The organism is Pseudomonas sp. R84 (genome assembly GCF_009834515.1).
Taxonomy (GTDB): domain Bacteria; phylum Pseudomonadota; class Gammaproteobacteria; order Pseudomonadales; family Pseudomonadaceae; genus Aquipseudomonas.
Genome location: NZ_CP019426.1, coordinates 895386 through 921503, shown reverse-complemented (window position 1 = coordinate 921503; position 26118 = coordinate 895386). Strand labels below are relative to the sequence as shown.

Here is a 26118-nt window from a genome sequence, read left to right as displayed (position 1 = left end):
CGTATGCTCAGGCTCCCGCCCCTTCCGGTTGCCTGAAAGCCATGTCGCGTGCCGCCACTTCGCTGTTTCTGCTTGCCGCCCTGCTGTTTTTCTTCGGCTTGGGCGGCCACCAATTGCAAGGCTCCACCGAGGCCCGCGTCGCCGGGATCGCCATGGAGATGCACCTTGATAACGATTGGGTGACGCCTCGCCTGTTCGGCGAACCGTTTCTGGAAAAACCACCGCTGAGCCTGTGGCTGGATGCTGGCGCCATGCGTGTGTTCGGCGTTTCACCGTGGGCCGTGCGACTGGCGTCGGCGGTGGCCGGGCTGCTCAGTGTGATGCTGCTGTACGGCATGTTGCGCCGCTTTGAACGGCCGAAAATGATTGCCTGGACCGCAGGCATTCTGCTCGCGACCATGGCCAGTTACTGGAGCAACGTGCGCGGGGTCGGTGAGGACGCGTTGCTCGCCCTCGGCGTGACCACCGCGCTGCTGGCCTTTTTCCAGGCGCAACGGGCGTCGACCGCGGGCAACTCGCTGTTGTTTGTCGTTGGGATCGCCATCGCTACATTGAGCAAGGGTGTGCTGGGGCTGGCCATGCCGGGCGTGGTGATTTTCGCCTATCTGCTGGCCGACAACCTGATGGACAAACGACTGAAAATCGCTGACTGGCTGCGACCGGGTTTCCTGACCCTGCTCGGTTTGATTCCGCTGCTGATCTGGCTCGTCATCCTCTTCCAGCACGGCGGCGCGCAGGCCGTCAAAGAGGTGCTGCTGACCAACAGTGTCGGGCGCTTCAGCGGTTCGTTCGTCGAGGCCGGGCACTATGAACCGTTCTATTACTACCTCGCCAAACTGCCGGAAGCCTTCCTGCCGTGGAACATTCTGGTGTACCTGGGGCTCTGGCATTTCCGCAAACAATTGAAGGCCAACCGCTACTTGCTGTTTTTCAGCCTGTGGATCGTTGCGCAGTTCGTGATGCTGACGTTGGCGTCGAGCAAGCGCACGGTGTACCTGATGTCGATGACGCCAGCCGCAGCGGTGATCGCGGCAGAATATGCAGGCGTGTTGTTCGAACGATTGAAGCTGTACGAATCCGCCAATCAGTTCATAGGCCGAATCGCCCGTCACCGTCAGACATTGGCAGTGACTGTGCTCACGCTGGTGATCGGCAGTTATCTCGCCGCCGCGCAATGGGCACTGCCCCACGCCGACAAAAAACTTTCGTTCCTGCCATTGAGTGCAGAGATTCAGACGCTGCAAACCGCCGGACATCAGGTCGCACTGTTTCAGGCCAACGAGCGGGTCGGTGGCGCGACGGTCTTCTATACCCAGCAAGTACTCAAAGGGCTGGATACCGAAGCGCAGTTGCGAGATTTCCTCACGGCCTCGCCCTCGCATGTCGTGGTGATGGCTGGTGACAGTGAACCCACGCCGCCACTGAAAGTACTCAAGACCATGATGGTCGGGCGTCAGGCGTATTACTTCGTCGGCTATTGAGGCCTGCGCAGCCACATAAAAAAACCCGCCGGTGATTGGCGGGTTTTTCATTTCATCCGAACGGGTTCAGAGAGAAATCTCAGGCTGAGTACTGAACGCTTTCTGTGTGCGCTTGCTCAGCACCGGCACATCCAGCCGCGCCCGTCCGTAGAAGGCCAGCGCTGTCAGCAAACACGCCAGCCACACGAAGATTCCGGCCCAGAAGGTGTGGGACATGTAGTGCCAGCCCTGCAGGACGCGAGTAGTGCCGTAAATGAACCCAAGCAGCAGCGAGCCCCACAAGATTGCACTGGAAAAACGCCATTGATAGCGCCGCGCCACGAAATACAGCGCCAGCATGGTGAAGCCACCCGACGCATGACCACCCGGCCAGCAACGGCCACTCCCGGCTTCGTGGAACAGTTGAAAGTTGCTGTACCACTCAATGTGGGCCATTTTTCCGCCGTACAGTGTGGTCTCGATCGGGCAGTAAACGCTGGTGTGGGATTTGAGGAAGTGGATCACCCCGGTGCAAACCGCAAATGCGACCACCACAAACAGAAAATCCCTACGGTGATCAGCGGCAAATCGCAGCACCGGCGCGACTTTGCTGCGCTCCAGCATTGCACCGAGTCGCGGACGTTTGTGCGGATTGACCAACGGCCAGACCACCGATAGCAGCGCGCCGATCAGAGCGATTTCCGCCGTCCAGTTGGGAATGATCCGCGCCCATTTATGCGTGAGCTTTTCAAAGAAGTGGATTTTGTCGAGCGGGAAGGACTGCGTCAGCGGATCGAACAACAGGTTGCTGAAGGCGATGTCGATTCTGGTCATGTCGAACATCAGGAACACCAGCGCCGCACAGGCGAGCGGAATACCAAAATTGTAAGCGTAGAAACGGGATTTCATCGGGTGGTCACCGTGCGCCAGTCGGAGGCTTCAATAAAGCCGAGCATCTTGGGAGCCGCCGGACTGGCAGCGGAAACAAACAATGACGAGCCATAACCCATGTCCGAGGCTGGCACTTTGAGGTCTTTCTCGATTTGCGCCATGCATTCGCTGTGGGTCACCAGGACCAGATTGCGACCGGGAACCTTATGGGCCAACGCGTCCTGCAACATGCGGCCCCGGCAGTTGATCAGCCAGTCGTCACCGCTGGCGGCATGGTTGAACATGTAACCGGCCGTCTGCACCGTGCGCATCGACGGGCTGTTATAGATGTCGGCGTTGTTCAGGCCCAGTTGTTCGAACCTTGCACCGACCGCCACCGCGACACTGCGCGAGCGATCGGTGATGCCGTCGTTGCCACTCAGGCATGCCGCTCTGGAGTGATCGCAACGCTCGACGTGACGCACCAGCACGATCATCTCGCCCTTGGCCCAACCGGCTGTCAGCGCCTGCGCACCGGCGACATTGCCGTGGGCCAGATCCGGCACCGCCGCCGGCGCCAGCAACCACAGGGTCAGCGGGATCACCAATACCGATGCCGCCAACACCACCCAAGTGTTGCGAAAACGCGCCAAAAAGCTCAGATCGATCGAGCGTTTGACGCCGAACAGACTCAGTCTCAATTCCACAAAAACCGCCTCGCCACTGTGCATCACGGGTTCATTCGATGCGGCGAAGGTACAGAGGCGCGCGTGGGCAGCCAGTGAAACCCATGTGAAAAAAGTCTTGGGATCCGATGTTACAAATTTCGTAGGACAAAATCCTTTCAGCTCTGGGAAATGCGGCCGATACAAACCTGCTAACACCCTTGCTGGCTCTAAAAAAACAACAATCTTCCAGCCTAACCGACGACAAGAAACCCAACGTTTCTGGAGGATTTTTGATGAATAGCTGGTTCGGCAACATCAGCGTGAACATGAAACTGGGCCTGGGCTTCGGCCTCGTGCTGGCCCTGACCTGCGTGCTGGCCCTGACAGGCTGGACCAGCCTCGGTGGCCTGATCGACCGCAGCAACTGGATGAGCGACATCACCCAGCTCAATGCCGGTCTGACCAAACTGCGCGTGGTGCGCCTGCAATACATGCTGACCAATGGCGATGAAACCGCCGCACAGAATGTGCAGACCACCCTTGAAAGCTTCGCCGCGCAACAACAGAAGCTGATCAACAGCTTCAAGAGCCCGGAAAACGTCAAACTGCTCAAGGAGCAGGCCGCGACCATCGCTGAATACCAGACGTCGCTGAACAAAATGCGCAACGCCTATCGCACCGGCAACAGTGCCCGCGACAGCATGAGCGTGAGTGCCGAGACCGCGTACAACCAGATCGAATCGATCAGCAAACGCGTGCAGCAGATGGACATGAGCGAACAGCGCTTCGAACAGTTCCAGGCGATCACCGCGGCCAAGGAAGCGTTCATCCTCGCGCGCTACGAAGTGCGCGGCTACACCGCCGCCACCAATGCCGAAACCGAGCAGAAAGCCGTCGGCCAGATTGACGCCGCGATCGCCAGCCTCAAGCAACTGAACGTGCATTTCGCCGACTCGCAGCAAGACGCACTGCGTCAGCTCGAAACCGCACTGGTCAACTATCGCAGCGCGTTGATGGCGTACAAAAACGCCAACACCGATGCCGTGCAGGCGCGTAAGGAAATGACCGACCAGGGCACCACCATCGTCGCCCTGAGCGAACAGCTGTATCAGATCCAACTCGATCGCCGTGACGCTGAAAGCGCTCAGGCGCGCACCTTCCAGTTGATCAGCACCCTGCTCGCCCTGCTGGTTGGCGTGATTGCTGCGGTGATCATCACCCGTCAGATCACCCGTCCGCTGCAAGAAACTCTGGCCGTGGTCGAGCGCATCGCCAGCGGCGACCTGACCCAGAACGTCACCGTCACCCGCCGCGACGAACTCGGCGTCCTGCAACAAGGCATCGCGCGCATGGGTGTGACCCTGCGCGATTTGATCAGCGGCATCCGCGACGGCGTCACCCAGATCGCCAGCGCTGCCGAAGAACTCTCGGCCGTGACCGAGCAGACCAGCGCCGGCGTGAACAGCCAGAAGGTCGAGACCGATCAGGTCGCCACCGCCATGCACGAGATGACTGCCACCGTGCAGGAAGTTGCGCGCAACGCCGAAGAAGCCTCGCAAGCGGCTGCCGCCGCTGACGGCGAAGCCCGCGAAGGCGACAAAGTGGTCAACGAAGCCATCGCGCAGATCGAGCGTCTGGCCAGCGAAGTGGTGCGTTCCACCGAAGCCATGAGCGTGCTGCAACAGGAAAGCGACAAGATCGGCAGCGTCATGGACGTGATCAAGGCCGTGGCCGAACAGACCAACCTGCTGGCCCTCAACGCTGCGATCGAAGCCGCGCGTGCCGGTGAAGCCGGTCGTGGATTTGCCGTGGTCGCCGATGAAGTTCGTGGTCTGGCCCAACGCACGCAGAAATCCACCGAAGAAATCGAAGGCCTGGTCGCCGGTCTGCAGAACGGCACCCAGCAAGTCTCGGCCGTGATGAGCAACAGCCGCGCGCTGACCGACAGCAGCGTAGCGCTGACGCGCAAGGCTGGCGCATCACTGGAAAACATCACCCGTACGGTGTCGAACATCCAGTCGATGAACCAGCAGATCGCCGCCGCTGCCGAACAGCAGAGCGCCGTGGCCGAAGAGATCAGCCGCAGCATCATCAACGTACGCGACGTGTCGGAACAGACCGCAGCGGCGAGTGATGAGACGGCAGCGTCGAGTGTTGAACTGGCGCGTCTGGGTGGGCAGTTGCAGCAGATGGTCAGCCACTTCCGCGTTTGATCCTGATTTCGCGCTGAAGCTACAACCGAATCGCGAGCAGGCGAAGGCCTACAGGTAACGCGTCGATCACAGATTATGTGGGCGACGCCAATTCCCCTGTAGGAGTGAGCCTGCTCGCGATTGCGTTATGGCTTGCCCTACTGATGCGTGGTCATACCGTGAAACTGCGTGCCCCGCTTTCAACGCGAAGGCAAATCCAGCTCAACTCCGCCAACGCTTCTAAAGCGCTCTTGGATCCGACTCCCCAAGCCGCCAGTGGATTGAGTCTGTTCCAGAGCATTCTTCAAAATCAGACACGCTTGCTCTTCCATCGATCGACCATTGAGGTCGGCCGCTACCCTCAGCGCTTCATAGAGCTGAGGGTCAAGATTGTCGATGATCAAACTTGCCACAATGCTCTCCGTCATTACTGAAATCGCAGCAGCGGAGGCTACCATGAAGCTTTTGCTGCGACGGTTTCAGGTTGTAACGCCAGAAAAGCATAGACAGGTCTGCTATCTCACCGAGTGCCACGCTGCCGCAACGCCGACGGCATGAAGTACGCATCCTCCGGCACCGGTTGTGCGAAATCGACAGTCTCCGCCTCTTCGTTATCAAGGTTCTGCACGTAGTAACGACGCGCCTGCAAATCATGGAAAACATCCAGCGCACTCCACGTCGTCGGCAGGTCATAGAAGTTTTTCAGGTAGGCCATCGACACCCGCCACAACTCCCCTCGCCCGTCGTATTGATCGACCAGTGCCGCGCCCCAGCTGTCTTCATCGAGAAACAGCACACGCTTGGAATAGATGTGCCGCGAGCCCGGTTTCAGGTTGCCTTCCACCACCCAAACCCGGTGCAGTTCGTAGCGGGTGTATTGCGGGTTGAGGTGGCCGGGGGTGAGCAACTGCGCGTATTTCACGTCGGGGCTGGCGACTTTGTAGTTGTTGTAGGGGATGTAGATTTCCTGTTTGCCCTTGAGCTTCCACTCGTAGCGATCAGGCGAGCCGTTGAACAGATCGGTGTCGTCGGCAGTGCGCAGTCCATCGGAGGATGCGATCGGCGTGTCGTAGGCGAGGTTCGGCGCGCGACGCACGCGGCGTTGGCCGGCGTCGTAGATCCAGGCCTGGCGTGCGTCCTTGAGCTGATCGAGGGTTTCGTGCACGAGGGCGGCACCGCCGGCCAGTCGCGCCGGGCTTTTCACGAAGGCGAGGTAGTAGAACAGGATGTTTTTCAGGTCGGCGAACTGGCCGTTCGGGCGGTAGTAGTTGAACAGCGCTTCCTGCTGCGAGGTCACCAGCGCGAAGCTGCCATTGCGTTGCACTGGCGCTTCGGAGGCGCGGCGCACGACGTAGATGCCGCGATAGCGGGTGATGTGGTTCCACAACACTTCAACGCCGTCCTTGGGCACCGGGAATGGCACGCCGCCGTAAGCATCGGAGAAGCCGCTGCCGCCTTCGAGCAATTTGGCCGAGGTGGCGTTTTTCAGGGTGTTGTCGTACAGCCATTGCGGCGCTGAGCCGGAGCGGCGGGATGGGTAGATCGGCATCTGGAAGGTGTCGGGGTAGCTGTTGAACAGGGCGATCTGGCCGGGGCTGAGGTGGGCTTTGTATTGGTCGAGATTGGCTTTGGTGATGGTGAACAGCGGTTTGTCCGCCGCGTATGGATCGGGGTGATGCTGACCGGGTTTGTAGCCGGCGGGCGCCTGGGTGATGCCGCCGGTCCAGGAGGGAATCGTGCCGGCAGCGTTGCCCGCGCGCTCGGCGCCCATGGGGGTCAGGGTGGTTTTCAGTTGTTCGGCTTGTTTTGGGGTGATGGCGGCCAGAGCGGCGCTGGCAGCCAGGCCCAACACAAGCCCTAGCGAAGCTTTGGTCAATCTTGAAGTGTGAAACATAATCGATCTCCGAAACGGGAGTGAGGTCTGCAAATCACCGTAGATCCCCTGTAGGAGTGAGCCTGCTCGCGATAGCGGTGTGTCAGACAACATCTACAGCGACTGAAAATCCGCTATCGCGAGCAGGCTCACTCCTACAGGGGGTGCGCCTGTGTTCTGGATATCAAAGGAAATACTTGAGGTTGAACCCGACGTTATCGCGGTCGCGGATGCCGTTGTTCTGCCCGCCGCCGTAGAACTCGGTGTATTGCAGTTCGGCTTCGAGCTTGTTCTGGTAGTTGGCCTTGATCCCCAGCGTGTAGGCCTTGCGACCTTCGATGGTGTTGCCGGCCTGGTAGCTGTTGCCCTCGAAATCGTCCTTGTAAACGATGTAAGGCGAGACGTTGACCCCGGCGTACACGTCGTTCCAGGTGCCGTTGAGCATCGCCGTGTAGCTGTAGGAATTGCGGTTGACCTGATCGTCGCGATCACCGCCCGACACATAGGAATAGTTACCGGTGCCGGCGTAGAAGCGACGGCTGCCGTCATACGCGGTGTATTGCAGGCTGCTGCCGCGCAGGTGCTCGGAGGCCAGTTCGAAGATGCCGAACAGCGAGTCGAACGAAGCGGTCGGGCCGAAGTTGTAAATGGTCCCCAGCGAGGTGTTGAACGCTTCGACACGTTCGGCGTTATTGATCTCGCTGTTGAGATTGACCATCTGTCCGCCGACGTTGATCGACCGACCCGTCACCGCCACAGCTGCACCGTTGGCCAGATCGCCAATCAAATCGTTAGTGGCCGCAACGCCGATCGGCAGATTCGGCCGGTAAGCAATTTCACCGAACACCGAGGCCTCGCCCAGCGTAGTGTTGAAGCTAAAGCCGTACATGCGGATGTCTTCGGCATAACGCCGATGCGCCTGGATATTGCCCATCACATCAGCCGTGGCCAGACCATTGGCCAGCGCCCCGGCCTGACTGCCCGCAACGCCGGACAACAGGTTGGTCAGCGCGTCCATGTCGATGCCTTTGTAGCCGCCCAGGTCCGCCGCGATGGTTGGCTCCTTGGCGTGGTAGTTGACCATGTACAAACCGAACTCGGTGCTGTTGAGCTGTTCGGCGATATAGCGAAAGGCAAAACCGAACTGGCCATCGTTGCGTGCGTTGTAGTCCTTGCCGATGCTCGCCACTTTCAGCGTGCTGCCATAGGCCGGCGTCACGCCGTTAGCGTACAGACCAGTGGTTTGCAGGGCGGAGTTCAGCAATGGGTTGTTGCCCAGTGCGCTGTACAAACCGATGACGTTGCCAAACCCAGGCACTGGCGTATCAAGCGCGGTGCCGCTGAAGTTGTTGTAACCGGTGTTGCCGCCGTCGGCGAACAGGTCGGTCTGCGAGTAGAAGGTGCCGACCGGGTCGATGCGGGTTTCCTTCCAGTTGGTCTGGTAGAAACTCTCCATGGTCAGCGAATCGGTCAGGCCGACGTTGAAGCTCAGCGCCTCCACTGGCACCAACACTTCCTTCACTTCGGCGCCGGGCAAACGGTACTTGGCAGCGTCCACCGGGTTGGTGGTGTTGATCCCGCCGCGATAGAAAATCCCCTCGCCCCAGTTGAACACCTGACGACCGACGCGCGCCGTCACTGGCATCTGCAAGACGTCCCAACTGCCATGCACATAGGCATCGAGCATCTCGATGCGGCTGCCGGCGATGTCGCGGGTCTGGCTGGTGAAATGGTTATCCTGCGGGTAGCTCTGGCTCGGTTGCGAGGGGCTGTTGTTGTCGTAGTAGTCGTTGCGCTTGTCCATCAGTTGCGTGTCGTAAAACGCGGTGCCGCGCACAAACAAACCGTAATTCTGATAGTTGGCTTCAAGCTCGGAGGTGATCTTGTACACCTCGGAAACCAGCCCGGTGTCGAAGTTGCGATTGCCGTCGTTGGTGTTGACGTCATCGTTAGTCTTGTCGCGGCTCTGCACCCGCCACAAACGACCGTAAGACAAGGTCGTGTCGAGGGAGCCAGTGACCTGTTTGTCCATGAAGCTGAACTCCACCGCGTGCGCCGCATCGACTGCGCACAGTTGCAGCAACCCGGCCAGGCCGACTCCGGGGAGCGCCGCGCCCGTCAGGCGCAATCGAGTGTTGATCATCTGTTCCTCCTTCCCTGTTTTTTATTGTTTTGGTGTGCGTTGCCGCGCTACGGCGCCAATCCGGCGCTGACGTAAATCCGGCTGTGCGCGCCGAAATGCCCGAGCAACTTGAACAGCTGCTGGTTGAGTGCCGGGTGGTCGAAGTCTTCTCGTTGCAGTTGATTGCCGCTGCTGAAATCACTGCTGACGGGCGCCGTTTCCAGCCACTGCCCGATGGCCTCGTCGAAGACTGCGGAGTCGTTGACGGACTCGGCGCTGACCACTTCGCGCAGGTAGTCGACCGAGTACGGCGGGTAGCTTTTGTCCTGAGCCACATCGGCGTAAGCCGCGAGCATCGGATGCGGCTGACCGGCGCGCAGCACGCGGCGCAGCCAAGTGGATTGGTACTTCTCCACTTCCATGTGCCGGGTGGCGACGCGCTCGATGGAGGCTTGTTTATCCTCAGCGAAACCGGCGATGGCCTTGCCTTCCAGCAGCAAAAGACTGGCGAGGTCGACGCCCGGCAACGGCTTGGCGTGATAAGGCTGGGTCAGGTCCTGAATGTGGTGCAGGCCCCAGCCAAGAAAGCGATAACCCCAATACGGATGACCACTGGCAAACGCCAATCGCGCCAGGCCCATGTATTGATACGCGCGCCAGTCCGGCCAACTGCGCTCGAGGAAACCGGCGGCCGCGTAGACCACCGCACTTTCATGGAAAAAACCCATGTGGAACGGCGCCTGCGAGCTGTACTGGAAACGCGCATCGCCGAACGGTTGCGGGCCGAAACCGTAGATCGCGCCGACGTTGCCGGGGTTGTCGCTGAACAGATTGATGTCGTGACCGTAATCCGGCTCGTCGGCGGCGCTGGCGAGCACGGCCAGCGGGGCGACTTTCTCGTGATTGGCAATGACGATGAAACGCTGACGATTCCACGGTGACAGGGTTTGCTCGACCATGACCTGATTGGCCTGCAAATGCTCCCGCTCGGGCAGGTCTTTGCCGGGCAATGGCTGGATGACCATTGCCAAGTGAATCTGGGGGTTGATGCGCAACGCGGTGAAGAAATCGTGGCGCGGATTGTCACTCGGCACCGAAGGCAATTTCAGGTTGTCGGGGCGTGGCGGGTATTGACTGAAGTGTTCGCGGGCGAAGCTTTCCTGTTGCTCGAACAGCGCCAGCACGGCCGGATATTGTTCGGTGAGAAACCGCTCCAGTGGCTCGACTTCGACCGCTGGCGCATCGCGCAACGCCGGCAGATCCTGCAACGCCAGATAGCTGCCTACTGTATGGTTCGACCAGCCCCAGGCGCTTGGGGCTGTTGCACAGAGCAGCAACAGGAGGAAAGTCAGCTTCATTGCTTTTCGTTCTTATTGGAAGTGCCGTGGGGGATGAGCCTAACAACCGACCCCGCCGCTGACACTGTCCGATCTCACCAGAAAAAGTCTCCGATGGCGCCAATTACCCGATATCAAAAACACCACCGCCCCCTGTAGGAGTGAGCCTGCTCGCGATAGCGGTGTGTCAGTCAAATAGATGTTGGCTGACACACCGCTATCGCGAGCAGGCTCACTCCTACAGGGGATTGGTGGTGTTCTTTCAGGCGGGGTAACCGGTGATTTTGCGGATGCTCTGATACAGCGGTTTGAGTTGCCGATACATGCGCAGATAGACCTCTTTGTACAGCTGCTCGTAGATTTTTTGCGCATCGGGCTGTGGGGTGAAAACCGCACCCACCCGCGTCATCGCCGCAATCGCCGTGGGAAAATCCGCATGCAATCCCAACCCCACCGCACAACAAATCGCCGCGCCCAGACCGGACGCCTCATACACATGCGGACGCTCCGCCGGCAGGCCGAAAATATTCGCCGTGAGCTGCATCGCCGCATCACTCTGCGAGCCGCCACCGGCCACGCGCAACCGCTTGATCGAGACCTTCGAACGCCGCTCGATGTTCTCCATGCCCTGACGCAACGCATACGCCAGTCCCTCAAGAATCGCCCGGTAAATATGCGCACGGGTGTGCACATCGCCGAAGCCGATCATCGCGCCTTTCGCCTCGACACCCGGCTCGCGAATCCCCGGCGACCAGTACGGTTGCAACATCAGGCCCATCGACCCCGGCGGCACCGCCTCAACCAGTGCATCGAACAACTGCTCAGGCTCGATACCCTGCTCTTTGGCCTGCTGCATCTCGCGCAAACCGAACTCGTTCTTGAACCAACTGACCATCCAGTAACCGCGATAAATCATCACCTCGCAGTTGTACTGATCGGGCACCGCAGACGGGTACGGCGGGATCAACGGGACAATTTCCAGATAGCGCGAGCGGGTGCTGGTGATCGTCGCTGTGGTGCCGTAGGACAGGCACACCGTGCTCGCATCGACCACGCCAGAACCGACCACTTCGCAAGCCTTGTCGGCGCCGGCAGCGATCAGCGGCAAGCCTTCGGGAATACCGGTGTGGCGAGCGGCTTCAGCGGTGATGTAGCCAAGGGTTTCACCGGGTTTGTGCAGGCTCGGCAATTGCTCGGGGCGCACCGCCAGCGCCTGCCATTTCCAGTCACTCGGCGCGGCCCATTTCAGCCGTTTGAAGTCGAACGGCAGATAGCCGACGCAGCAGCCTACGGAGTCGACAAAACGCCCGCACAGGCGATGGGTGAGAAAACCGGACAGCAGCAAAAACTTGTCTGTTGCCGCCCAGACTTCCTGCTGATGCTGAGCGATCCAGTTCGCCTCAGCCTGAGCACGAAAATAATCCACAGTCGCCTGGGCGCCGACCAGTTTGAACAGCCAGCCCCACGGCCCTTTGATCCCGCCTTCGACTTCGCTCTGGCGTTGATCAAGCCAGAGAATCGCCGGGCGCAACGGTTTACCCTCGGCATCAACATTGATTACCGTGCCGCGCTGCGTGGTCAGGGAAACGCCGGCAATCTGCGAGCGATCAATCCCCGTTTGCTGCCAGACCTGCTGACACGCCTCGCCGAGTTTCGCCCAGTAATACTCAGGATCCTGCTCGGCCCAGCCCGGTTGCGTCGAGTAATACGCCTGCAATTCAACCTTGCCTTTGCCAAGCAGATTGCCCTGCAAATCGAAGAGCAGCGCACGCACGCTCTGGGTGCCGTTGTCGATGGCCAGCAGGTAACGCTTGTTCGGGTGGTTATCCATGGAGCTCTCTTCTGGGGGCATCAAGGCGTGGCATCCGGCAAACCGTGATGGCGTTGCCACAACGCCTGATAACGCTGTTCTTCCTGCTGCCAGTGTTCGTCGCTCCAGGCCAGTCGCGGCTGGCAGAGATGGCGGATGGCAGCAAAATACGCTTCGCCACCGCGCTGCAACAGCAGACCGATACGCGTGCGGCGCAGGAGCAGATCGTCGAGGTGCAGAACCATTTCCGACTCACAGGCGAAAGCCAGTTCGGCCCACAGCGTATCTGTAGCGCCGACCGTGTCATGGCCGATCTCCCTGAGCAGTTGCGCCAGCCTTGGCAAGTCGCGCCCATGTCGCCCGGCGAGACGTCGCCATTGATGGCTGCTCAACTCTGGAATCGCCAGCGCAGGGACAGCGGCAAACACCGGCGCGGCGTCATCGACCAACGGACGTTCGAGCATGGCCGCGCAGGCCTTTAGCACTTCGATGGCTTGTGGACGAAACGTGGTCAGCTTGCCGCCGGCCAGGGTCACGCAACCGGGCTCCTGCCACAGCACATGTTCACGGGTTTCGTTCGAGGGTTTGTCTTGATGATTACCCGCTGCACTGCCGACCACCGGACGCACGCCGGACCATGTCGACAGCACATCCGAAGCACTCACTTGCGCGCCGGGAAATTGTTGCGTGCAGGCGGCCAGCAGGTAGTCGAGCTCTTCGTTAGAGATGCTCGCGCTCTGATCCAGATCCTCACGGTGATCAAGGTCCGTGGTGCCCACCACCGTGGCGCCCTCCCAAGGGAAAACAAACACCGGTCGCCGATCACGCTCATGCAGAAACGTGAACGCCTGCGCCACCGGCAAACGCCAACCCGGCAGCAATAAATGACTGCCGCGTAACGGCCGTAATTGCCGTGGTGCCTCCATCGGCCGCAAGCGCTCGGCCCATGCGCCGGTGGCCACAGCAAGTACGCCGCAGCGCAACTGCAGGGTCGCGCCCGCCTCGCAGTCTTCGATCTGAACGCCGCACACTCGCCCGTTTTCTCGCAGCAAATGCTCGACGCGAACGCCATTGACCACGACCGCGCCATCCGCTCGCGCCTCGCTCAACACGCGCATCACCAGCCTTGCATCGTCGGTCAGCGCATCGACAAAACTGGTGCCACCGAGCAAGTCGTTTTCCTTCACCCCCGGCGCCAGATAACGCAGCTGCTGCGCATCATGAAAACGATGGCTGCGCCGCCCCGCCAAGGCGTCGTAAACGCTCAGCAAGCCACCCAACACCCGAGGCCCGGGAAAGCCGCCGCGATAGTGCGGCATCATGAAACTCATCGGCTCGACCAGCCCCGGCGCTTCGTCGAGCAAGCGCTGACGTTCGCGCACCGAATCACGGGTAAGGCGCCACTGGCCTTTGGCGATGTAACGCAAGCCGCCATGAACCATTTTCGAAGAACGGCTGGAGGTGCCCCAGGCAAAATCGCGCTGCTCCAGCAGCAGGCAACGCCAACCTCGACGCGCGGCTTCCCGCAGGATGCCGGCGCCGCTGATACCGCCGCCGATGACGATCAGATCCCAGCTTTCCTCGGCCAGCGTCGGCAGAATCTGCTGGCGCCACGCGGCGTTCCAATCCTGACTCATGGCCGTCATTCCGGCAGCAGCGTGCCGGGGTTGAGGCGCCCGGCCGGATCGAAATGTTTGCTCAGTGCCTGCAAGGTGTCCATCGCCAACGCACCCTTCTCACGCAACAGGTACGGCACGTGATCCTTGCCGACGCCGTGCTGATGGCTGATGGTGCCGTGGTTATCGACGATGGTCTGGCTGGCTGCGTGTTTGAGTGCTTTCCAGCGCGCCAGCGTCGCCGGGTAATCCGCCGCCGGGCGAAACACATAAGTGGTGTAGATGCTCGAACCTTCGCCGTAGACGTGGGACAAGTGGGTGAATACATGCACGCGCTCGCCTTCGGCGGCCAGGGCATCGCGCAGGCTGTTTTCGATAAGGTTGAGCAGGTTGTCGACGTTACTCCAGTCGGTGGCGGTTTCGAGGGTGTCGACCACGTAACCGGCGTTCCATAGGTTCTCGCGCAGGTAAGGGAAACGGAAGCGGTTCTGCGCCCATTTCTTGCCGAGCAAGGTGCCGGTGAATACGCCGCCGTAGGCCTTGAGGTGTTGTCGCGCCTGTTTCAGCGAAAGCGCGTTTTGCCGACGATTGCCGGTTACGCCGAAAGTCAGCAGGCATTTTCCCGCACCCGCTCCACGCAGATTCAGGTACTTTTCCAGCCAGGCGATTTGCTGTGGATGACCGGCCAGTGCCAGTTGCGTTTCGGTTTCCACGGCGTTGGACAGGCGCAGCATCGACAGCGGCACGCGCGCCTGGGCTAATTGGCGGATGGCGCTGAGTGCCTGCGGCCAATCGGGTAGAAACACACCGTAGAAACGCTCATCGGCCGGCAGCGCGCTGACCCGCACCTTGACCTCGGAAATGATCCCGAAACGGCCCTCGCAACCGAGCACCACTTCGCGCAGATCAGGTCCCGCAGCCGACGCAGGGAAGGTTGGAATGTGCATCGGCCCGGCGAACGTTTCCAAAGTGCCGCCAGCAAATAACTGCTCTATCCGGCCATAGCGCAACGACTGCTGACCGCTGGAACGGCTGGCCACCCAACCGCCCAGCGTCGACAACTCCCAAGACTGCGGGAAATGCCCCAGGGTGTAGCCCCGCGCACGCAACTGACTTTCCACCTGCGGCCCACTCGCACCGGGACCGAACGTCGCCAGCAGGCTCTGTTCGTCGAGATCGATCAGGCGATTCATCCGCGCCATCGATACTGTCACCACTGGCCTCGCAGAATCCGGCGGATTGATGTGCCCGGCCACCGACGTACCGCCGCCATAAGGGATCAGGCACAAGTCCTGTTCATGGGCGAGCGCCAGCAACTGGCGAATATGTTCAGCCGTTTCGGGAAACGCCACCGCATCGGGATAATTGCCCAGTGCACCTTCGCGCAATGCCAGCCAGTCCGGCAGGCTCTGGCCCCGCGCATGCAGCAAGCGGTCATGGGCATCGACGCTGTATAAGGCGTTTGCTTGCAACCGCGACGTTGGCACACGCGCCAATGCCGCTTCAAGCGAAGCATCGGGCAGCGCGCGCCCCTCGCCAAGGCGCTCATGAAGAAACTCCGCGCCCTGGGCCGGCAGTTCGACCACCGTAGTTGCATCTCCCCAGCCGTTCCAGCGTCGCATGCGTGTGTCCTTTTTTGCCGTCAGATCAGTGTTATTTCAGGCCTCCATACTAGCCAGCGGCCGCAAAGTGTCACGGTCGCATCCGGCCAGTTCGTGTAGCCAATTGAGTCAAACGTCGCGCAAGCGTCAGCCATTTACTTTAGCCGGGGTTTCAAATTACCTTTCAGGCTATTCGTCCGCCTCCGCTGCCGTTGATCAAAGGAATGGGTTCATGCAATCGCTCGGCTTCACCTCGGTTCCGCCGCTGCTCAAGTACCTGCGCCATGCTGAACAACTGGGCATGGCGATTGAACCTGCGTTGGCGGCGGCGGGTTTGCAGGCGCAGCAGTTGAGCGACAACACCCTGCGTTTGCCCGGTGAGGCGCATGAACGGCTGTTGGATTATTTCTGCGAGCACTCGGGCGATCCATTGTTCGGGCTCAACGCGGCGAACTTCGTCCTGCCCAATTCGTGGAGCGTGCTCGGTTACATCACCATGAACTGTGCGACGCTCGGTGATGCGATGAGCCGGATCATGCCGTTCGAGAAACTGGTGGGGGACATGGGCGTCAGCCGCGCCGAGGTGCAGGACGGCCACGTGCACCTGATCTGGACTTGCCGTTATCAGCGCCCGCGAATCCGCCGGCATCTGGTGGAAAACGTCCTCGGCTCATGGCTGCACTATGCACGCTGGATCGCCGACACGCAGATGTCGCCGGCCGGGGTCTGGCTCGAACATTCGTGCCCGGCCGAGGTGACGCCAGCGCAGTACGAAGCGTTTTTCGATTGCCCGGTGCTGTTTGATCAGCCGTATTCGGCGCTGGTCGTGCCGCTGGCGTATTTGCAGCTGCCGTTGCGTCAGGCCGATGCGCAGTTGCTGCGCACGCTGGAAGAACATGCGTTGGGATTGATGGCGACGCTGGAGGATGCGTCGCTGGAGCAGCAGGTGAAGAACATCCTGCGGCAGTTGCTCAAGGAAGGTCTGCCGCGCAAGGAGCAGGTCGCCGAACAGCTCGCTGTTTCAGTGCGTACGCTGCAGCGGCAATTGCATCAGGCGGGGACGTCGTATCAGCAGATTCTCGATGATTTGCGCCAGGAGCTGGCTGAGCATTATTTGCTCAACAGCGCGCTGCCGATTCAGGACATTGCGCAGTATCTGGGGTTTACCGAACCGCGCTCGTTTCATCGTACGTTCAAGAGCCGACGCGGGATGCCGCCGGGGGAGTTTCGGCAGATGCATCGCGGGTGATTGCACGGGCCTCATCGCGAGCAGGCTCACTCCTACAATTGATCTCCAGTGAACGCAGATTCCGTGTCCGGCACAATCCCTTGTAGGAGTGAGCCTGCTCGCGATGAGGCCAGCCGCCACAACACAATAAACACTTTTATCTATAGGTGTTTAAAGACACTCAGCGTTACGCGAAACAGCCCACAAATCCTTGCGCCGTAACCTACGCCTAAGCCAGAATCCGCCGGCTTGTGCGCCCTGAGCATGCTGCGTAACTTGATTGCGTCACTGATTCCCAGTGATCGGGTTTAGTAGCCCGGCGGTAACTCTGCTGGTCGTACACTCATCACAGGTGCTCCCGCACCTGAGCTATATGGTGGCTGTACGCAGGGCGCTTCGGCGCGCCGGCTTAGCTGAGTTCCCCGGTCTACTAACCTGCGTACAGCTGCCACCCTTTCGTTTAGTAGCCAAAGGGTTGCCGCTCAACAAAGGGAACACAGCTATGTTCAAGATAACGCCAAACCCGCCGGTCACTGACCCGGCCTCCCCCTACGAATCCGCTGATTCGAAGAAATTCCACGAAGCCGCCGAACGCGCCCTCGATCACTACCTCGGTCCGACGAACGCCGACCTCATGGCAACGCCCTACTCGCCCAACACGCTGTACATGGCCAACCCCGAGGCAGGCACCGAATCCCTGCTGGCCGACGCCAGCGAAACTCTTGGCTCGGCGACCGTCATGCTCAACAACCATGCCGCGCAGGTTGAAGGCACTCACCGCAAAACCCTGCAGGGCATCGCGCAAGTGGTGATGGTGGCGGAAATGGCCGTCAATCGCGTGTTGGACAGGTTAGTGCCGACCGAGTAACGAAAAAGCCCGCTGCCCGACTGTGATGGTCAGGTGGCGGGCTTCTTTTTGCGGTGTGCCATTTTCCCCTCACCCCAGCCCTCTCCCGAGGGAGAGGGGGCCGACCGGGGGATGTTCACTAGATACACCGACCTGAGAGTGCTGCTGTGAATCCATAATCGACTCGGTCTTTCAGGTCGATGTACAGCGCCAGACAACTCGTTCAGTCCCCTCTCCCTCCGGGAGAGGGCTAGGGTGAGGGGCTTTTCAGCTCAGAGACAAATCGCGTTGGTAAACACCAGCCGATTACCAAACGGATCAACAATCGTCATGTCCTGACTCCCCCACGGCATCGCCTGAATACCCGGGTGCGAAAACTTGTAATCCTTGGCCACCAACTGCTGCTGAAACGCCTCCAGCTCATCCGTCTCGATACGCAGCGCCGAACCCGGGCACGCATCGCCATGATGCTCGGACAAATGCAACACACATTCGCCACGCGACACCTGCAGATACAACGGAAAATTCGCCTCGAAGCGATGCTGCCAGTCGATCTTGAAACCGAGGAAGTCGACGTAAAACTCGACAGCTTTGGCTTCATCGAAGATCCGCAGGATCGGGGTGGTTTTGCCGAAGCTCATGGGGTGCTCCCTGACTGATTGGCCCCACAGTGTAGACGGGGTGGATGTCAGCAATTCGGCCTGTTGATGACTTTCTTTAGTCGCAATGTGCCATCACTGTGATCCAGTCCGCGAAACCTCAGTGAAAGTTGTCGCGCAGATCACCCTGTCGAGCGAGAAACCGCCCTTCCCTGCGACCATTCGCCTGTCCATCGCGGTAACTCAACACGCCATTGATCCAAACCACATCAATCCCCTGCGCAGCCCGTTGTGGATCATTGAAATCCGCGACATCACGCACCGTCGCCGGATCGAACAACACCAGATCCGCCCAATAACCTTCACGAATCTCACCGCGCTCTTTCAGCCCGAATCGCGCCGCCGACAAACCGGTCATCTTGTGTACGGCGGTGTGCAGCGGAAACAGCCCGACATCACGACTGAAATGTCCCAACACCCGTGGGAAAGCGCCCCACAGGCGTGGGTGCGGGAACGGGTCTTCCGGCAGTCCGTCAGAACCCACCATCGACAACGGATGGGCGAGGATTCTTCGTACATCCGCCTCGTCCATGCCGTAATACACCGCGCCTGCCGGTTGTAGGCGTTTCGCGGCATCGAGCAGCTTCAGATTCCATTCGGCAGCGATGTCGATCAGATCGCGACCGCTGACTTCCGGGTGCGGCGTCGACCAGGTGATGGTGATGCGATGAGCATCGGTGACTTGCTTCAAATCCAGCGTCGAAGAACTCGCCGCATACGGGTAGCAATCGCAGCCGACCGGGTGAGTTTTCGCTGCCTCTTCCAACGACGCGAGCAACTGCGGACTGCGCCCCCAGTTACCGACGCCGGCACATTTGAGGTGGGAAATAATCACTGGCGATTTCGCATGTCGACCGATCTGAAACGCCTCGTCCATCGCTTCCAGAACCGGGGCAAATTCGCTGCGCAAATGGGTGGTGTACACCGCGCCAAAGGCCGTGAGTTCTTCAGTCAGTTGCATCACCTCATCGGTGGAGGCGTTGTAGGCGCTCGCATACGCCAGACCTGTGGATAAACCCAATGCACCGGCCTCAAGGCTTTCGCGTAACTGCTCGCGCATCGCGGCGATTTCTTCTGGCGTCGCGGTACGGAACAAATCATCCAGATGATTGCTGCGCAGCGCCGTGTGGCCGATCAGTGCCGCCACGTTCAGCGTGGTATTGGCCGCTTCCACCGCCGCGCGGTAATCGCTGAAGCGCGGATAAACGAATGCCGCCGCTGTACCGAGCAGGTTCATCGGGTCGGGCGGATTGCCCTTCAATGTCACGGGCGAAGCGCTGATCCCGCAGTTGCCGACAATCACCGTGGTCACGCCCTGGCTGAGCTTGGGCAGCATCTCTGGCTGACGAATCACCACCGTGTCGTCGTGGGTGTGCACGTCGATGAAACCCGGCGCCAGCACGCGGCCGGCGGCGTCGACTTCTTCGGTTGCCGTGGCGTCGTGCAAGGCACCGATACGCTCGATGCGGCCCTCACGAATCGCCACGTCGGCGCGGTAACCGGGCATGTTGCTGCCATCGATGATCAGGGCGTTGCGAATCAGCGTGTCGTACAGCATGTCAGTCTCCCAGCGGCAGGTGATCGTCGCCGCCACGGTATTCGTCGAGGGCGAGTTTGATCCGCCGCAGACGTTCTTGATTGTCTTCAGGACTGGCCAGCGCCAGCTCGGTCGCCAGCACATCGATGGCGAGCAGCATGCCGTAGCGGGCCGCCGTCGGTTTGTAGATGAACGAGGTTTCTGCGCCTTGCAGCGGCAGGACGATGTCGGCCAGTTCTGCCAGTGGCGAGTCGGCGCGGGTGATCGCCAGAATGCGTGCGCCGTAGTTGCGCGCCAGCTCGACAGTCTCGAGCAATTCCGGGGTGATGCCGGTCAGCGAGCAGACGATGAGCACTTGCTCGGCGTTCAGGCTGGCGGCGGTGACGCGCATCATCACCGCGTCATGGCACACCGCGATCGGATAGCCGAGGCGCACCAGGCGAACCTGCAATTCATCGCTGCACAGGGTCGAGCAACCGCCCAAGCCGAAGGCGTGAATCATTCGTGCCTGGCCGAGCATTTTCACCGCATCGGCAAAGCGCGATTCGTCGAATCCGGCCAGATGCTGGCGCAGCGTGGTTTCGATATCGCCGACGATCTGCCCGTAGAACGCCGACTGTTCAGGCGTGCCCGCCGGGTCGAGAAACCGGCTGCCAACGCCGCTGGCCTGAGCCAGTTGCAGGCGCAGATCGCGCAGGTCGCGGCAACCGACCGTACGGGCAAAACGCGACAGCGTGGCGGTACTGACTTCGGCGCGTTGCGCGAGGTCTTCGAGGCTGGCACTCGCGGCGAAACCGACGTCGTCGAGCATCAGCCGGGCGATACGGCCTTCGCCCGCGCTGAAGGAATCCTGACGGGCGCGGATCTGGTAGAGGATGTCCATGGGCGGCGGGCTCCGGTTACAGCAGATAAGAAAGGCCGACAGTCAGCCCGAACGCGACCAGCGAGATCAACGTCTCGAGCACGGTCCAGGTCTTGAACGTCTGCGCGACCGTCATGTTGAAGTATTCCTTGATCAACCAGAAGCCGCCGTCGTTGACGTGGGAAAAGATAACCGAGCCAGCGCCGGTCGCCAGCACCAACAGTTCAGGGTGTGGATAACCCAGACCAATGGCCACCGGCGCGACCACGCCGGACGCGGTGGTCATGGCCACGGTCGCCGAACCGGTGGCGATACGCATCAGCGCGGCGAACAGCCAGCCCATGATCAGCGGCGACAGGTGAAACTCATGAGCGAGGCCGACGATCTGATCGGTGACGCCCGCGTCGACCAGAATGCGGTTCAAGCCACCGCCAGCACCCACCAGCAGGGTGATACTGGCGGTGGGTGCCAGGCATTCGTTGGTGAATTTCAGAATCGATTCGCGGTTGAAACCCTGGGCGATACCCAGCGTCCAGAAGCTCAACAAGGTCGCCAGCAGCAGCGCAATCACCGAGTTACCGATGAACAACAGAAACTGGTTGAAGCTGCTGCCCGGGGTGGAAATCAGGTTGGCCCAGCCGCCGATCAGCATCAACACCACCGGCAACAGAATGGTCGCCATGGTGATGCCGAAACCCGGTAGTTTGTCGCGCGGTTCGCGGTCGAGAAATTGCTTTTCCAGCGGGTTATCGGCCGGCAAGTGAATGCGCGGCACGATGAATCTGGCGTACAGCGGGCCGGCAATGATTGCCGTTGGAATGCCGATGGCAATCGCGTACAGCAAGGTCTGCCCGACTGAAGCCTGATAAGCCTGCACCGCCAGCATCGCCGCCGGGTGCGGCGGCACCAGCGCATGCACCACCGACAGGCCGGCGACCATCGGCAGACCGACCATCAGAATCGACACGCCGACGCGGCGCGCCACGGTAAAGGCAATCGGCACCAGCAAGACAAAACCGACCTCGAAGAACAGCGGCAGCCCGACCAGGAAGGCGATGCAGACCATCGCCCAGTGCGCGTTCTTCTCGCCAAACTTGTCGATCAGCGTGCGCGCCATCTGCTCGGCGCCGCCGGACTCGGCCATCATCTTGCCGAGCATCGTCCCCAGCGCGACCACCAGCGCAATATGCCCCAGCGTCTTGCCCACCCCGGCCTCATACGCCCCCACCACGCCTGACGGCGGCATGCCCGCGACCAGCGGAAGACCAATGGAAATCAGGGTGATGACAATGAACGGGTTGAGCCGGTAACGGGCGATCAACACGATCAGCGCGATGATGGCGACGGCGGCATAGACCAGCAGCCAATAGCCGAAGGAAGGCGTCATGCGGTACTCCTCGAAAGGGTCACGTTCGAATGGGTTGTGAAACTCATAAATCATTTCGAGATCGAGATTTCAAACCACATGAAAGTAATTTTCGTGGAGAGGCAAGGCGTGTCGCAGATGGATATGTCTTGTCGTGATTAATGAAAATCACGGGGCGGGATTTACATGGCTTTTCGGTGAACGAGAAATCAATGTGGGAGCGAGCCTGCTCGCGAAGGCGGCATCACATTCAACATCTCTGCCGACTGATCCAGCGCTTTCGCGAGCAGGCTCGCTCCCACAGTTTTGATCGCATTCCTCCAGACAGAATGCGCAAAACCTGTGGGAGCTGGTGGACGACTCACACCATTTCGTTACGAATCCATTCAACCACCGACGTGCGCTTCGGTGCCCAGCCATGGACATGTTTTTCAAATCCAGCCAAGCGCTATACTCGCCTGACAACCTCCGCGGAGTCCCTGCCATGAGCCCCACGCCTCGCACCAAAAAAAAACTGACAACCGAAACGTTGATCCGCGCAGTTGCCAGTTCGACAGCCATCGAGACAGGTCAATGCGTCGAGACCATTGAGCGCAAACTCAAACTCAGGTCCAGTAAGTTCCTGCACTTGTCCCTGGCCAAGTAGTCCCGCCTCAAGTCCATAATGCTTGTCGGACCCAATACTCCATGGGTTCGTAGTTGCAGTTCAGCCCTTGGTTGATGGCTGCAAAATAAGCCTCTTTGTTTCGCTCCCAACTGCTGTAGTCCAGCGGCACGTAGCCCGCCTGCACGGCCATGACATCCGCCAGTAATCGCGACAAGCGTCCGTTACCTTCGCGAAAGGGATGAATAAGGATGAACTCGACGTGCGTTACAGCAATGGCGCGAATCAGGTTCTCGTCCAGATCGGGCCGGCATGGCATGTATTTGGCAAGACAGTCCCTTTCAAATACGTCGAGCAACCGAGGAATCTGCGGCGCAGCGGCGCAGCGGCGCAGCGGCGAAGAAAAATCCATCCTTGCCCAAATTTACCGCACGGACATCGCCCGCCCATGGATAGATGTTCCCGAGCCAGTGTCGATGCCAATCCTTCAGATCCTGAACAGTGAGTGACCGATCAGGCAAATGCTCGATGAGTACAGATTGGTAGAGCTTTTCCAACAAAACCAGCTCTGCATCATCCATGTCTTCGGGTTCGATAATTCCCAGTTTATTGCTCAGCACTTGATCCTTAGAGCCAGGCTGAAAGCGGCTCTGTGCACCTTCTGCGTCATAACGGTTAATCATCCTTGTACCTGCTGAACTGGCAATGTTCAGAGCACCATAGGTCTGGCGTGACACAAGCGCAAAGCCCGAAACGAAAACGGCTGCCCAATGGCAGCCGTTCTAAAGGGTGATAACAAAGCCCGGCGGGGCTCAAACAGCAATCACACCATTTCGTTACGAATCCATTCAACCACCGACGTGCGCTTCGGTGCCCAGCCCAGCAGTTCGCGGGCGTGTTTGCCGCGCACTCGGCTGTTGGAGCCGAGGCCGTAGTTGGCCATTTCGTAGCCCCACTCGGCTTCAGCGTCTTTCAACGGCCAGTCTTGCGGTTGGCCCAGGTTCAGCGCTTCAGCCATGGCGGTGGTCATGTCGATGAACGACGCTTCGCCGCTTTCGACGAAGTAGAAAGTACCCGGTACGTTTTTGGTCAGCGCCAGCAGATACAGGGCAACGACGTCTTCGATATGCACGTTGGACCAGATGTTCTGGCCAGTGCCGACGTGGCGCACTACCCCGCTTTTGCGTGCTTGTTTGAGCAGTCGCGGCAATTGCACACTGTCGCGGTTGACGCCCAGGCTGTGGCCATAGATCAGCGTGTTGCAGATCACTGCCGAATTCACGCCGTCCTTCGCCGCCGCGAGGATCAGGTTGTCGATGGCCACGCGGGCGGCCTTGTCGACGGTCGGCTCCGGCAGGTTGTCCTCGTAGTAGATGACGTCGCTGGATTTACCGCCCGAGGCATCACCGACGATGCTCGAACCGCTGGTGTGCAGGAACACTTTGTTGGAACCGCGCAAGGCATCGAGCAACGCTTCAACTGCACCGCGATGATCGCTGCTGGCGGCGTTGATCACCGCGTCGGCAGCGCGGGCCTGTTCGGCGAGCAGTGTTTTGTCGTCGAGAGTGCCGATGACCGGGATGATCCCGATGGCTTTCAGCTCTTCAGCCTGTTCGGCGCTGCGCACCAAACCGGTGACTTTATGACCGGCCTGAGCCAGACCGGTAGCAATCGAGCCGCCGATAAATCCGGCAGCGCCGGTGACAAATACGTTCATGGAGAAACTCCCTGCGTGAGTAAGTGATGAGACGAGTATCGGCCCGTGAGCCGCAGGGAAAAACCCGCCGCCGCCCAATTCACTCTTGCGCAGAGGTCACGAATCAGCCCTTAAAGTCGGCGCTGGCGTAAGCGGCGAGTTTGCTCTGGATAAAGTCGAGGAAGCACTGAATGCGCAGCGCCAGTTGCGAGTTACGGTAGTACACGGCGTTGATCGGCTGGCGATAACCGCTGTTGAATTCGCCGAGCAGGACTTTCAGGCGCCCGGCACGGATGTCATCGATGGTCATGAAGTGCGACAGACAGGCGATGCCCTGCCCTTCCAGCGCCAGGTGGCGCACGGTCTCGCCGCTGGAGGCGCTGATCGCCGGGGTGATTGGCCAGCGGTCGCCGTGCACATAGCGCAGCGGCCATTGGTTGAGGCCTTCGTTCTGGGTGAAGCCGAGCAAGTTGTGTTCGCTCAGATCGGCGACTTGCTGCGGCGCGCCATGTTTTTCCAGGTAGGCAGGGCTGGCGACGATCAGCAGCGGACTGCAACCGAGCGAGCGCGCGTGCAGCGTCGAGTCAGCCAGGGTGCCGATACGGATGGCGATGTCGGTGCTTTGTTCCAGCAGGTCAATGATCAGGTCATTGCTGTTGAGTTCGAGCTGGATGTCCGGATAGAGGCGGCGGAATTCGTCGATGTACGGGACGACCGCGTGGAGCATGAACGGTGACGCGGCATTAATGCGCAAGCGCCCGGACGGGGTTTGCTGACGTGAAGACAGACGCTCTTCGAGTTGCTCCATCTGATCGAGAATCAGCTTGGCCTGCTCGAAGAAATACTTGCCCTCTTCGGTCAGGTCCATGCGCCGCGTGGTGCGATTGATCAGCGTGGTGTCGAGCTTGGCTTCCAGCCGCGACAACGTGCGGCTGACCGCCGACGGCGTTTGCCCGACCTGCTCAGCGGCGGCAGAAATCGAACCGCATTCGATTACGCAGACGAAAATCTGCAACTCATCGGATCTGGCTTTCACGGGTGTCCTCTTTGAGATCGCCAAGATCGCAGATGACTGCAGCTCCCTGTAGGAGCTGCCGCAGGCTGCGATCTTTTGCTGTTACCACCGATAGTAGCCCGAAACCATTCAGGCCTTGAGACCAAACACCTCGGTCAGATGCCGCTCGTAACGCGCCACATCAGCCTCGATATTCGGCCGCTTCATCACGTCCACACAAAGGAACGTCGGCAACCCGGTCATGCCCAGAAACTCGTTGGCCTTGTGAAACGGGAAGTACACCGCGTCGACGCCTTTGGCTTCGAAGAAATCAGTCGGATCATCGAAGGCCTGCTGCGGTGCGTTCCAGGTCAGCGACAGCATGTACTGCTTGCCCTGAATCAGGCCACCGCTGCCGTACTTCTGCGATGCATCGGAACGGGTGCGGCCGTCGCTGGCGTAGAGGCTGCCGTGGCCTTCGGTAAAAACTTCGTCGAGGTACTTTTTCACCGTCCATGGCGCGCCCATCCACCAGCCCGGCATCTGATAAATGATCACGTCGGCCCAGAGGAATTTGGCCACTTCTTCGGCGACGTCGTAGCCCTCGTCGATGAAGGTGGTTTTCACATCGAAGCCGCCGCGATCCAGCACGCTCAACGCGGCTTCATGCAGGGTGGCGTTGTAGCGACCGTCAGAGTGGGCGAATTTTTTACCGCCATTGAGCAACAGCACTTTTTTCATGAGAAAGCCTCGGTGCAACCATTGGGCTGGATGGA

General features: G+C 60.0%; 22 protein-coding genes. 4 read left to right on the top strand and 18 right to left on the bottom strand.

The features are described 5' to 3' along the window. Window positions 1-41 precede the first annotated feature (41 nt). Window positions 42-1481, top strand: coding sequence for a glycosyltransferase family 39 protein (locus PspR84_RS03990; RefSeq protein ID WP_160055652.1), 1440 nt, complete (start codon window positions 42-44; stop codon window positions 1479-1481). Between the two features lie 66 nt (window positions 1482-1547). On the opposite strand, the gene PspR84_RS03985 is transcribed toward PspR84_RS03990, so the two are convergent. Continuing rightward, window positions 1548-2369: a phosphatase PAP2 family protein gene (locus PspR84_RS03985; RefSeq protein WP_160055650.1), complete on the bottom strand. Its 822-nt coding sequence runs from the start codon at window positions 2367-2369 to the stop codon at window positions 1548-1550. Beyond that, window positions 2366-3037 carry a histidine phosphatase family protein gene (locus PspR84_RS03980; protein ID WP_174244429.1) on the bottom strand — a complete coding sequence of 224 codons (672 nt, stop codon included), beginning with the start codon at window positions 3035-3037 and terminating at the stop codon, window positions 2366-2368. The genes PspR84_RS03985 and PspR84_RS03980 overlap by 4 nt, the downstream gene beginning before the upstream one ends. A 254-nt stretch (window positions 3038-3291) precedes the next feature. On the opposite strand from PspR84_RS03980, the gene PspR84_RS03975 reads away from it, so the two are divergent. Further along, entirely contained in the window at window positions 3292-5211 is a 1920-nt protein-coding gene (locus PspR84_RS03975) for a methyl-accepting chemotaxis protein (protein WP_160055645.1), read from the top strand. Window positions 5212-5390: 179 nt separating this feature from the next. Here PspR84_RS03975 and PspR84_RS03970 read toward each other — a convergent pair whose 3' ends face one another. From PspR84_RS03970 to PspR84_RS03940, 7 genes are all read right to left on the bottom strand, one after another. Then, complete coding sequence (locus PspR84_RS03970) at window positions 5391-5603, bottom strand: plasmid stabilization protein (protein ID WP_026000704.1); 213 nt, start codon at window positions 5601-5603, stop codon at window positions 5391-5393. Window positions 5604-5710: 107 nt separating this feature from the next. Next, a complete protein-coding gene (locus PspR84_RS03965; RefSeq protein ID WP_160055643.1) occupies window positions 5711-7084 on the bottom strand; it encodes a DUF1329 domain-containing protein in 1374 nt (457 codons plus the stop codon). A 163-nt stretch (window positions 7085-7247) separates the two neighbouring features. Then, window positions 7248-9206 (bottom strand): DUF1302 domain-containing protein, encoded by a 1959-nt coding sequence (locus tag PspR84_RS03960; protein ID WP_160055641.1) that lies wholly within the window; start codon window positions 9204-9206, stop codon window positions 7248-7250. A 47-nt stretch (window positions 9207-9253) separates the two neighbouring features. Beyond that, entirely contained in the window at window positions 9254-10543 is a 1290-nt protein-coding gene (locus tag PspR84_RS03955) for a phospholipase (RefSeq protein WP_160055639.1), read from the bottom strand. Window positions 10544-10784: 241 nt separating this feature from the next. Continuing rightward, complete coding sequence (locus PspR84_RS03950; protein WP_160055637.1) at window positions 10785-12353, bottom strand: FGGY-family carbohydrate kinase; 1569 nt, start codon at window positions 12351-12353, stop codon at window positions 10785-10787. Between the two features lie 20 nt (window positions 12354-12373). Then, window positions 12374-13969, bottom strand: coding sequence for a glycerol-3-phosphate dehydrogenase/oxidase (locus tag PspR84_RS03945; protein ID WP_160055635.1), 1596 nt, complete (start codon window positions 13967-13969; stop codon window positions 12374-12376). A gap of 5 nt (window positions 13970-13974) precedes the next feature. Continuing rightward, window positions 13975-15570: an FAD-linked oxidase C-terminal domain-containing protein gene (locus PspR84_RS03940; protein ID WP_160055633.1), complete on the bottom strand. Its 1596-nt coding sequence runs from the start codon at window positions 15568-15570 to the stop codon at window positions 13975-13977. A 211-nt stretch (window positions 15571-15781) separates the two neighbouring features. Here PspR84_RS03940 and PspR84_RS03935 point away from each other — a divergent pair, with 211 nt between their 5' ends. Both PspR84_RS03935 and PspR84_RS03930 read left to right on the top strand, forming a co-directional pair. Continuing rightward, a complete protein-coding gene (locus PspR84_RS03935; protein ID WP_160055631.1) occupies window positions 15782-16798 on the top strand; it encodes an AraC family transcriptional regulator in 1017 nt (338 codons plus the stop codon). A 481-nt stretch (window positions 16799-17279) separates the two neighbouring features. Further along, window positions 17280-17645, top strand: a complete 366-nt coding sequence (locus PspR84_RS03930) for a hypothetical protein (RefSeq protein WP_099757938.1) — start codon at window positions 17280-17282, stop codon at window positions 17643-17645. 251 nt (window positions 17646-17896) lie between these two features. Here PspR84_RS03930 and PspR84_RS03925 read toward each other — a convergent pair whose 3' ends face one another. From PspR84_RS03925 to PspR84_RS03890, 9 genes are all read right to left on the bottom strand, one after another. After that, window positions 17897-18265 (bottom strand): glyoxalase superfamily protein, encoded by a 369-nt coding sequence (locus tag PspR84_RS03925; RefSeq protein ID WP_007911550.1) that lies wholly within the window; start codon window positions 18263-18265, stop codon window positions 17897-17899. Between the two features lie 118 nt (window positions 18266-18383). Further along, window positions 18384-19841 (bottom strand): D-aminoacylase, encoded by a 1458-nt coding sequence (locus PspR84_RS03920; protein ID WP_160055629.1) that lies wholly within the window; start codon window positions 19839-19841, stop codon window positions 18384-18386. A 1-nt stretch (window position 19842) separates the two neighbouring features. Continuing rightward, on the bottom strand, window positions 19843-20703 hold the full coding sequence (locus PspR84_RS03915) for a MurR/RpiR family transcriptional regulator (protein WP_160055627.1): 861 nt from the start codon (window positions 20701-20703) through the stop codon (window positions 19843-19845). A 16-nt stretch (window positions 20704-20719) separates the two neighbouring features. Then, window positions 20720-22069 carry a GntP family permease gene (locus PspR84_RS03910; protein ID WP_160055625.1) on the bottom strand — a complete coding sequence of 450 codons (1350 nt, stop codon included), beginning with the start codon at window positions 22067-22069 and terminating at the stop codon, window positions 20720-20722. Between the two features lie 632 nt (window positions 22070-22701). Next, window positions 22702-23064 (bottom strand): Fic family protein, encoded by a 363-nt coding sequence (locus tag PspR84_RS29565; protein WP_238785214.1) that lies wholly within the window; start codon window positions 23062-23064, stop codon window positions 22702-22704. Beyond that, complete coding sequence (locus tag PspR84_RS29560) at window positions 22994-23335, bottom strand: hypothetical protein (protein ID WP_238785212.1); 342 nt, start codon at window positions 23333-23335, stop codon at window positions 22994-22996. Before PspR84_RS29560 ends, PspR84_RS29565 begins: the two co-directional genes overlap by 71 nt. A gap of 140 nt (window positions 23336-23475) precedes the next feature. Then, window positions 23476-24369 carry an NAD-dependent epimerase/dehydratase family protein gene (locus PspR84_RS03900; protein WP_160055623.1) on the bottom strand — a complete coding sequence of 298 codons (894 nt, stop codon included), beginning with the start codon at window positions 24367-24369 and terminating at the stop codon, window positions 23476-23478. A 103-nt stretch (window positions 24370-24472) separates the two neighbouring features. Then, window positions 24473-25384 carry a LysR family transcriptional regulator gene (locus PspR84_RS03895; protein WP_160055621.1) on the bottom strand — a complete coding sequence of 304 codons (912 nt, stop codon included), beginning with the start codon at window positions 25382-25384 and terminating at the stop codon, window positions 24473-24475. A 108-nt stretch (window positions 25385-25492) separates the two neighbouring features. After that, window positions 25493-26083, bottom strand: coding sequence for an NAD(P)H-dependent oxidoreductase (locus PspR84_RS03890; protein ID WP_160055619.1), 591 nt, complete (start codon window positions 26081-26083; stop codon window positions 25493-25495). Window positions 26084-26118: the final 35 nt, after the last annotated feature.

Excerpts from the sequence above, each read along its gene's own strand:
- PspR84_RS03990 (WP_160055652.1), top strand. The coding sequence starts at position 42 with ATGTCGCGTGCCGCCACTTCGCTGTTTCTGCTTGCCGCCCTGCTGTTT.
- PspR84_RS03985 (WP_160055650.1), bottom strand. The coding sequence starts at position 2,369 with ATGAAATCCCGTTTCTACGCTTACAATTTTGGTATTCCGCTCGCCTGT.
- PspR84_RS03975 (WP_160055645.1), top strand. The coding sequence starts at position 3,292 with ATGAATAGCTGGTTCGGCAACATCAGCGTGAACATGAAACTGGGCCTG.
- PspR84_RS03965 (WP_160055643.1), bottom strand. The coding sequence starts at position 7,084 with ATGTTTCACACTTCAAGATTGACCAAAGCTTCGCTAGGGCTTGTGTTG.
- PspR84_RS03960 (WP_160055641.1), bottom strand. The coding sequence starts at position 9,206 with ATGATCAACACTCGATTGCGCCTGACGGGCGCGGCGCTCCCCGGAGTC.
- PspR84_RS03955 (WP_160055639.1), bottom strand. The coding sequence starts at position 10,543 with ATGAAGCTGACTTTCCTCCTGTTGCTGCTCTGTGCAACAGCCCCAAGC.
- PspR84_RS03950 (WP_160055637.1), bottom strand. The coding sequence starts at position 12,353 with ATGGATAACCACCCGAACAAGCGTTACCTGCTGGCCATCGACAACGGC.
- PspR84_RS03945 (WP_160055635.1), bottom strand. The coding sequence starts at position 13,969 with ATGAGTCAGGATTGGAACGCCGCGTGGCGCCAGCAGATTCTGCCGACG.
- PspR84_RS03940 (WP_160055633.1), bottom strand. The coding sequence starts at position 15,570 with ATGCGACGCTGGAACGGCTGGGGAGATGCAACTACGGTGGTCGAACTG.
- PspR84_RS03935 (WP_160055631.1), top strand. The coding sequence starts at position 15,782 with ATGCAATCGCTCGGCTTCACCTCGGTTCCGCCGCTGCTCAAGTACCTG.
- PspR84_RS03930 (WP_099757938.1), top strand. The coding sequence starts at position 17,280 with ATGTTCAAGATAACGCCAAACCCGCCGGTCACTGACCCGGCCTCCCCC.
- PspR84_RS03925 (WP_007911550.1), bottom strand. The coding sequence starts at position 18,265 with ATGAGCTTCGGCAAAACCACCCCGATCCTGCGGATCTTCGATGAAGCC.
- PspR84_RS03920 (WP_160055629.1), bottom strand. The coding sequence starts at position 19,841 with ATGCTGTACGACACGCTGATTCGCAACGCCCTGATCATCGATGGCAGC.
- PspR84_RS03915 (WP_160055627.1), bottom strand. The coding sequence starts at position 20,703 with ATGGACATCCTCTACCAGATCCGCGCCCGTCAGGATTCCTTCAGCGCG.
- PspR84_RS03910 (WP_160055625.1), bottom strand. The coding sequence starts at position 22,069 with ATGACGCCTTCCTTCGGCTATTGGCTGCTGGTCTATGCCGCCGTCGCC.
- PspR84_RS29565 (WP_238785214.1), bottom strand. The coding sequence starts at position 23,064 with ATGGATTTTTCTTCGCCGCTGCGCCGCTGCGCCGCTGCGCCGCAGATT.
- PspR84_RS29560 (WP_238785212.1), bottom strand. The coding sequence starts at position 23,335 with ATGATTAACCGTTATGACGCAGAAGGTGCACAGAGCCGCTTTCAGCCT.
- PspR84_RS03900 (WP_160055623.1), bottom strand. The coding sequence starts at position 24,369 with ATGAACGTATTTGTCACCGGCGCTGCCGGATTTATCGGCGGCTCGATT.
- PspR84_RS03890 (WP_160055619.1), bottom strand. The coding sequence starts at position 26,083 with ATGAAAAAAGTGCTGTTGCTCAATGGCGGTAAAAAATTCGCCCACTCT.